Source organism: uncultured Stenotrophomonas sp. (assembly GCF_963519925.1).
GTDB classification, from domain to species: Bacteria; Pseudomonadota; Gammaproteobacteria; order Xanthomonadales; family Xanthomonadaceae; genus Stenotrophomonas; species Stenotrophomonas maltophilia_AE.
In genome coordinates, this window is the sequence record NZ_CAUQPH010000155.1 from 1 (window position 1) to 7,754 (window position 7,754).

The 7,754-nt window shown below is 68.3% G+C and carries 5 protein-coding genes and 1 pseudogene; 2 read left to right on the forward strand and 4 right to left on the reverse strand.

The features are described 5' to 3' along the window. Both RWO33_RS17755 and RWO33_RS17760 read right to left on the reverse strand, forming a co-directional pair. A pseudogene (locus RWO33_RS17755) lies at nucleotides 1-201 on the reverse strand (multidrug RND transporter); the annotation flags it as partial. Next, nucleotides 198-644, reverse strand: coding sequence for a MarR family transcriptional regulator (locus tag RWO33_RS17760; protein WP_145478123.1), 447 nt, complete (start codon nucleotides 642-644; stop codon nucleotides 198-200). The gene RWO33_RS17760 and the pseudogene RWO33_RS17755, both read right to left, overlap by 4 nt. A 202-nt stretch (nucleotides 645-846) precedes the next feature. Here RWO33_RS17760 and parC point away from each other — a divergent pair, with 202 nt between their 5' ends. Continuing rightward, entirely contained in the window at nucleotides 847-3,090 is a 2,244-nt protein-coding gene (gene parC / locus RWO33_RS17765; RefSeq protein ID WP_314106506.1) for a DNA topoisomerase IV subunit A, read from the forward strand. Between the two features lie 141 nt (nucleotides 3,091-3,231). Here the strand turns inward: parC and bfr are convergent, their stop codons facing one another. Then, on the reverse strand, nucleotides 3,232-3,720 hold the full coding sequence (gene bfr / locus RWO33_RS17770) for a bacterioferritin (RefSeq protein ID WP_145478125.1): 489 nt from the start codon (nucleotides 3,718-3,720) through the stop codon (nucleotides 3,232-3,234). 168 nt (nucleotides 3,721-3,888) lie between these two features. On the opposite strand from bfr, the gene RWO33_RS17775 reads away from it, so the two are divergent. Further along, on the forward strand, nucleotides 3,889-6,222 hold the full coding sequence (locus RWO33_RS17775) for a penicillin acylase family protein (RefSeq protein WP_314106508.1): 2,334 nt from the start codon (nucleotides 3,889-3,891) through the stop codon (nucleotides 6,220-6,222). Nucleotides 6,223-6,271: 49 nt separating this feature from the next. On the opposite strand, the gene RWO33_RS17780 is transcribed toward RWO33_RS17775, so the two are convergent. Further along, on the reverse strand, nucleotides 6,272-7,666 hold the full coding sequence (locus RWO33_RS17780) for a cation:proton antiporter (protein WP_314106510.1): 1,395 nt from the start codon (nucleotides 7,664-7,666) through the stop codon (nucleotides 6,272-6,274). Nucleotides 7,667-7,754: the final 88 nt, after the last annotated feature.

Sequence of the window (7,754 nt, forward strand, 5' to 3'; positions counted from 1 at the left end):
ATCACAGGACGGGACCTGCGACGGGCTAAGGGCGTGTCCGGCCAGTGTGCGCAGGGCCTGCAGGGCATCGGCGTCGAGCAGCTGGGCGTGCGGTTGCAGGCCACCGGTGCTGGCACAGGCGGCCAGCGCCAGCGCCAGCACGGACAGCAGCGCCGGCCGCAGCGGGCGCAGCAGTGAAGTGCGATCAGTTTGGGAAGTCATGGCGTCGTCAGGGAGTCGCGAACACGGGTCAACAGGGAAAGCAGCAGGTCGCGCTCGTCGGCGGACAGGTCGCGCATGGCGTCGTCCATCACCGCGTCGCCGCGCTGCTTCAAGCGGGCCCACAGCTGGCGGCCCTCGTCGGTAAGTACGATCTGCAGCGCCCGCCGGTCCTGCGCATGCGGCTCACGGCGCACGCACCCCAGCGCTTCCAGCTTGTCCAGCAGGCGGGTCACCGCGCTGGGCACCTGGTCCAGCGCCTGGGCCAGCTCGTTGGCGGTGCACGGCGCGCGGAACGACAGCACCTTCAGGCCCAGGTAGTGGGTGAAGCCGATATCGAGGTTTTCCTCGGCCATCGAGACATCCAGCTGGCGCATCAGGCCATCGCGGACCTGGCGCAGCAGCAGCCCGAGGCTGGGCGGGGTGGTGGGGTCGGGGCAGATCATGGGGACGCACTTTACTTCCGGAAAATATATTTCTCAATGGAAATATTCGATCTGGAAGCAAATGCAGTGTTGCCCCGTTCAGAACAGTGGCGTCGGAGGCGGATTTCTTCACGCGGCTTGGCATCCCGGGCCGCATCCGGATAATCAACCGCCTGCGAGGGCGACAGCCGTCGCCGTCCCTTGCCACAGGTAACAATCCCGCATGACCGATCTTGCCCGCCCCGCCTTCCACGGCTTTGAACAGCTGCCCCTGCGCGAGTACGCCGAACGGGCGTACCTGGACTATTCGATGTACGTGGTGCTCGACCGTGCGCTGCCGTTCATCGGCGACGGCCTCAAGCCGGTGCAGCGCCGCATCATCTATGCGATGAGCGAGCTGGGACTGAACGCCGCCTCCAAGCCGAAGAAGTCGGCGCGTACCGTCGGTGACGTCATCGGTAAGTACCACCCGCACGGCGACAGCGCCTGTTACGAAGCGCTGGTGCTGATGGCCCAGCCCTTCTCGTACCGCTACCCGCTGATCGAAGGCCAGGGCAACTTCGGTTCCACCGACGACCCGAAGTCGTTCGCGGCAATGCGCTACACCGAATCCAAGCTGACCCCGATCGCCGAAGTGCTGCTGGGCGAAATCAACCAGGGCACCACCGACTGGACCCCCAACTTCGACGGCACCCTGGAAGAGCCGACCTGGATGCCGGCGCGCCTGCCGCACCTGCTGCTCAACGGCACCACCGGCATCGCCGTGGGCATGGCCACCGACGTGCCGCCGCACAACCTGAATGAAATCGTCAGCGCGCTGCTGCATCTGCTGGATGATCCCGATGCCAGCCTGGACGCGCTGCTCGAGCACGTGAAGGGGCCGGACTATCCGAGCGCGGCCGAAATCATCACCCCGGCCGCCGACCTGCGCACCCTGTACGACACCGGCAACGGCAGCGTCCGCGCGCGGTCGACCTTCCTCAAGGAAGGCACCAACATCGTGATCAACGCCCTGCCCTACCAGGTGTCGCCGTCGAAGGTGATCGAGCAGATCGCCGCGCAGATGCGCGCCAAGAAGCTGCCGTGGCTGGAGGACATCCGCGACGAGTCCGACCACGCCAACCCGGTGCGGGTGGTGCTGATCCCGCGTTCCAACCGCGTCGATGCCGAACAGCTGATGGGCCACCTGTTCGCCACCACCGATCTGGAGCGCAGCTACCGCGTCAACATGAACGTGATCGGGCTGGACGGGCGTCCGCAGGTGAAGAACCTGAAGGCGCTGCTCAGCGAGTGGCTGCAGTTCCGCCAGGCTACCGTCACCCGCCGCCTCAACCACCGCCTGGAAAAGGTCGAGCGTCGCCTGCATCTGTTGGAAGGCCTGCTGGTTGCCTTCCTCAACCTGGATGAAGTGATCCACATCATCCGCAGCGAAGACGAACCCAAGGCCGCGCTGATCGCGCGCTTCGGGCTGAGCGATGACCAGGCCGAGTACATCCTGGACACCAGGCTCAAGCAGCTGGCGCGCCTGGAGGAAATGAAGATCCGCGGCGAGCAGGACGAGCTGGCCAAGGAGCGTGACAGGATCCAGTCGATCCTGGACAGCAAGGCCAAGCTGAAGAAGCTGATCCGCGACGAACTCACTGCCGATGCGAAGAAGTTCGGCGACGCACGCCGCTCGCCGTTGGTGCAGCGTGGCGCGGCGCAGGCGATCGACGAGTCGGAACTGGTGCCGAGCGAACCGATGACCGTGGTGCTCTCGGAAAAGGGCTGGATCCGCGCGGCCAAGGGCCACGACATGGACCCGTCCACCCTGTCCTACCGCGACGGCGATGCGCTGCTCGGCGCAGTGCGCGCGCGCAGCACCCAGCAGGTGGCGTTCCTGGACAGCGAAGGCCGCGCCTATTCCACGCTGGTCCATACCCTGCCCTCGGCGCGTGGCAACGGCGAACCGCTCACCGGCCGCTTCTCGCCGGCGCCGGGCAGCGCCTTCATGACCCTGGCCAGCGGTGAAAACGACACCCGCTTCGTGCTGGCGTCGACGCACGGCTACGGCTTCGTGACCCGCTTCGAGAACCTGACCGGGCGCAACAAGGCCGGCAAGGCGATGCTCAACCTGACCTCGGGTTCCAAGGTGCTGCCCCCGGCCGTGGTCGCCAACCCCGAGGCCGACCGCATCGTGGCGGTGACCAGCTCGGGCAACCTGCTTGCCATTCCGGCCACCGAGCTGCCGGAACTGGACAAGGGCAAGGGCAACAAGATCATCGACATCCCCAAGGCCAAGCTCGCCACCGAGCGCGTGGTCGCGGTGGTGGCGGTGGGCCCGGGCAACACCCTGCTGGTACGCAGTGGCCAGCGCACCATGAACCTGTCGTACAAGGACCTGGAAACCTACATCGGCTCGCGTGCCACGCGCGGACACCTGTTGCCGCGTGGCTGGCAGAAGGTGGATGGGTTGGCGGTGGAATGATCGCCCAAGAAAAAACCGGGGATTTCCCCGGTTTTTTTGTATCCGTTGCTGGCTGGCTTTTGGCTGGCTGGCAGTTGATTCCGCCCGACCAACGGTCGGGCGCTACCGGTGGGTGCCGACCGTGGGTCGGCACGCGGCGCATCAATGCGCCGGGGTGCCCTTGGATTCCATCTTGCTGGTCTGGTACAGCGCCAGCCCGATGCGCTTGATCAGGCCCAGCTGCTGTTCCAGCCACCAGGCGTGGTCTTCTTCGGTGTCCTTCAGCTGCACCAGCAGCATGTCGCGGCTCACGTAATCCTGGTGCTGTTCGCACAGCTTCATGCCGGCGGCCAGGTTGTCGCGCACGCTGTACTCGGTCTCCAGGTCCTTCTGCAGCATTTCTTCGACGGTCACGCCCGGCTCGAAAGCGTGCGGACGCATGTCCGGGTTGCCCCCCAGGAAGAGGATCCGGCGCAGCAGCGCGTCGGCGTGCTGGGTTTCTTCTTCCATCTCGTGGTTGAGGCGTTCGTACAGCGCGAACAGACCCTGGTCCTCGTAGCGGCGCGAGTGGATGAAGTACTGGTCACGCGCAGCCAGCTCGCCGCGCAGCAGTTCCTTCAGGCATTCAATGACCTCGGGGTGGCCTTTCATGGGGGGTCTCCAGTGAATCGATGGCGCCATGGTGCCCTATCCCGGAGCACCGTGATCTAATCGGAATCAGTTGCATGCGCAGGCGCAGGCGTGCGGGATGGGGGCCGGGACGGTTCCGGCGGACAGGAAGGCATTGCCGGGCGGCGCCCGGTGCTACGGGAGCATGGGATGCGTCGTTGGCTGATGCGGGTGCTGGTGCTGGTCGTCGTTCTGGCGGTTGTCGTGATTGGCGTTGCATGGGCGTTGCTGCGTGGCAGCCTGCCCACGCTGGAGGGCAGCGAAACCGTTACCGGGCTGCAGGCACCGGTCACGGTCAGCCGCGATGCCTTGGGCGTGGTCAGCATCGACGCCGCCAACGCGGCCGACGCCATGCGTGCACTGGGCTTGGTCCACGCCCAGGAGCGCTACTTCGAAATGGACCTGATGCGTCGTGCCGCCGCCGGCGAGCTGGCCGAACTGTTCGGACCGGCGGCAGTGGAGGTCGACCAGCGCATGCGCGTGCACCGCCTGCGTGCCCGCACCGACGCGCACCTGGCCGAGGCAATGGGCGACCATGCCGAGGTGCTGCAGGCCTACGTCGACGGCGTCAACCAGGGCGTCGGCGCGCTGCGGGTGCGGCCGTGGCCCTACCTGCTGCTGCGGCAGCAGCCCGCCGCCTGGTCGCGCACCGATTCGATCCTGACCGGCCTGGCCATGTATGCCGACCTGCAGGATCCAGGCAACCAGAATGAACTGGCGATGCGCCGCATCCGCGATGCCGTGCCGCCGGCCCTTTACGCCCTGCTCAGCCATGACGGCAGCGAATGGGATGCGCCCCTGTTCGGTGCCGCGCGCGGCAATGCGGTGCTGCCTGGCCCGGATGCGCTGGACCTGCGCAGCGGCAAACCCGCGCAACCCGCCACGTCCCGGGCGGAGACCGAGGTGAAAGGCAGCAACAACTTCGCCGTGGCCGGCGCCCTCACTGCCGACGGCCGCGCCATCGTCGCCGACGACATGCACCTGGGACTGCGCGCGCCCAGCCTGTGGTTCCGGGTGCGGCTGCGCTATCCGGACCCGCAGGCCGCCGGTGGCAAGGTGGATGTCAGCGGCTTCTCGCTGCCCGGCCTGCCGGCGATCGTGGTGGGCAGCAACGGGCACGTGGCGTGGGGCTTCACCAACAGCTACATCGACACGGCCGACTTCCGGCCGGTCGCCGCCGGGGAAACCGGCGTGCGCGTGCATGAAGAACGCATCCGCGTCGCCCATGCCGCGGACATGCCCCTTCGCGTGCGCGAAACCGCGTGGGGACCGATCCTGCACGAGCGCCCCGATGGCAGCGGCGAAGCACTGCGCTGGACCGCGCAGCTGCCGGGCGCAGTGCGCCTGGACTTCGCCGACATGGCCCGCGCCGCCGACCTCGACGATGCACTGGAGATCGCCGATCGCGCCGGCATTCCGACCCAGAACCTGCTGTTGGCCGACGCCCACGGCCGCATTGCCTGGCGCCTGCTGGGCACGCGCCCGGACCGGGCCGCCGACTGCCCGCCGGCCGGCATTTCCAGCACCGCGCCGGCCACCTGCGCACCCTGGCCGATCCGCAGCGATGGCGCACCGACACTCGTCGATCCTCCTTCGCACCGCCTGTGGACCGCCAACGGCCGGGTACTCGATGGCGCCGAGCTTGCCGTGGCCGGCAACGCCGGCTACGACCTGGGCGCGCGCGGTCGGCAGATCCGCGACGACCTGGACGCCAAGGCGCGCTTCACCGAAAAAGACCTGCTGGCGATCCAGCTGGACGACCGCGCGTTGTTCCTGGAACGCTGGTACACCCTGCTGCGCCAGGTGGTCACTCACAGCGACGATCCGGCGCTGCAGCGGCTGGAACGCGTGACCCGGCAGTGGGAGGGGCGCGCGTCCTCCGATTCGGTGAGTTACCGCATCACCCGTGGCTTCCGCGGCCGCGTGCTGGAAACGGTGTCGGACGGGCTGCTGGCGCCGGCGAGGAACACGCTGGGCGATGACTACCTGGAGCCGCGCCTGGCGCAGCTGGAAGGCGTGCTGTGGCCGCTGGTAAGCGAACGCCCGGCCCACCTGCTGCCGTCGCCGCATGCAAGCTGGGACGCGCTGCTGGCCGACGCGGCAAGGGGACTGGAAGGCGAACTGGCCGAACTGGGTCCCGATCTGGCCAGGCGTAGCTGGGGCGAGCGCAACACGGCCGACATCTGCCATCCGATCAGCCGCGCCCTGCCCGCCTTCGCCCGCGCGTGGCTGTGCATGCCGGCCGACCCGCTGCCCGGCGACAGCAACCTGCCGCGCGTGCAGGGCCCAGGCTTCGGTGCCTCGCAGCGCATGGTGGTCTCGCCCGGGCACGAAGCTGACGGCATCATCCACATGCCCGGCGGCCAGAGCGGCCACCCGCTGTCGCCGTTCTGGGGCGCGGGCCACGACGATTGGGTGCACGGCAGGCCAACCCCGTTCCTGCCGGGTGCAACGCAGTACACGTTGCGGCTGGAGCCGCAATGAACGGGAAAAACGGCGCCGGACATCGCGCCGCGACCCCTCGGCCCGTTGGTCAGCGGCGCGCGTTCCGCCTTTCCATCAGTGTCAGCAGCGGACCGGTCATGGCGGTGGTCACCAGCGCCATGATCACCAGCACCGCGAACAGGCGGTCGCCGAGGAAGCCCAGTTCATAGCCCAGATTGAGCACGATCAGCTCCATCAGGCCACGGGTATTCATCAGCGCGCCCAGCCGCCAGGCTTCCTGGTTTTCCATGCCGGCGCTGCGCGCCGCGCTCCAGGTGCCGAACAGCTTGCCCAGCGTGGCCACCGCGATCACCACCGCGCACAGCAGCAGGTCGCTGCCCTGCAGCGCATCGGCGCGCATGCGCAGGCCGGTCATGGCGAAGAACAGCGGCAGCAGCAAGGTCACTGCGAACGGCTCGACCTTGGCGACCAGCAGCGCACGCAGCTGCGCGTTGGACGACACCGCCACGCCGGCCGCGAACGCGCCGAACAGCGCGTGGATGCCCAGTACCTCGGTCACCAGCGCACTGCCCAGCGACAGCAGCAGCATGCCCAGCAGCCAGCGGCTTTCGCTGCCGGGGCGGATTACCTGGCGCGCGAACCACGGCTTGACCACGCCCAGCATCAGCGCGATGAACCCCACCACGCACAGCAGGCTGATGCTGGCCGGCACCCAGCCGGTAGCCTGCGCCGCCGCCACGATCAGCGCCAGCAGGCACCACGCGGTGGCATCGCCCAGCGCCGCGCAGGCGATGGCGGTCTGCCCCAGCGGGGTGTGCGTGATGCCGCGATCGGCCAGGATCCGCAGCAGCACCGGGAACGCGGTGATGCTCAGCGAAATGCCGACGAACAGCGCGAAGGCGGTGAAGCCCACGCCCTGCGGGCCGTGTTCGGGGTAGAGCCAGATCGCCAGCAGCACGCCCAGCACGAACGGCACGGCGATGCCGGCGTGGCTGACGGTGAAGGCGAAACGACGGCGGCCACGCAGGCCGCCGAGGTCGAGCTCGGCACCGGCCACCAGCAGGAACATCAACACGCCCAGCTGGCTGAGCATGCCCAGCGGCCCCAGCGAACTGGCCGGGAACAAGGCGCCGTGCAGGCCCGGCAGCAGGCTGCCAAGCACCAGCGGGCCCATCATCAGGCCGGCGGCCATCTCACCGATCACGGCCGGCTGGCCGAGCCGCTTCAACAGCGCGCCCGCGCCCTTGGCCACCACCAGCAGCACCAGCAGCTGCAGCAGGAACAGACCCAGCGGCGAGGCCAGGTGGTGGGCCCAGTCACTGCCCACCACCGGTTCGGCTTTCGCCGCTACGGCGGGCAGGTCCGGCCCGGCATAGCGCGCCAGCGCCAGGCCGATCACCAGCGGAATCCCGGCCCAGGCCAGGTAATGCCAACCCCATTTCATCCGCGGCACGTCGCCTCCGGTGTGTACGTCCATGAACATTCCCCAATGCATGAAAGGGGAATGTTACCCGGTAGCGCCGGCCGTTGGCCGGCCCGCATGAACGCTGCGACCGTTGCCAGGGCCGGCC

What these genes read in the sequence shown, in the direction of transcription:
- RWO33_RS17760 (WP_145478123.1), bottom strand. Translation starts at nt 644, where the DNA reads ATGATCTGCCCCGACCCCACCACCCCGCCCAGCCTCGGGCTGCTGCTG.
- parC (WP_314106506.1), top strand. Translation starts at nt 847, where the DNA reads ATGACCGATCTTGCCCGCCCCGCCTTCCACGGCTTTGAACAGCTGCCC.
- bfr (WP_145478125.1), bottom strand. Translation starts at nt 3,720, where the DNA reads ATGAAAGGCCACCCCGAGGTCATTGAATGCCTGAAGGAACTGCTGCGC.
- RWO33_RS17775 (WP_314106508.1), top strand. Translation starts at nt 3,889, where the DNA reads ATGCGTCGTTGGCTGATGCGGGTGCTGGTGCTGGTCGTCGTTCTGGCG.
- RWO33_RS17780 (WP_314106510.1), bottom strand. Translation starts at nt 7,666, where the DNA reads ATGTTCATGGACGTACACACCGGAGGCGACGTGCCGCGGATGAAATGG.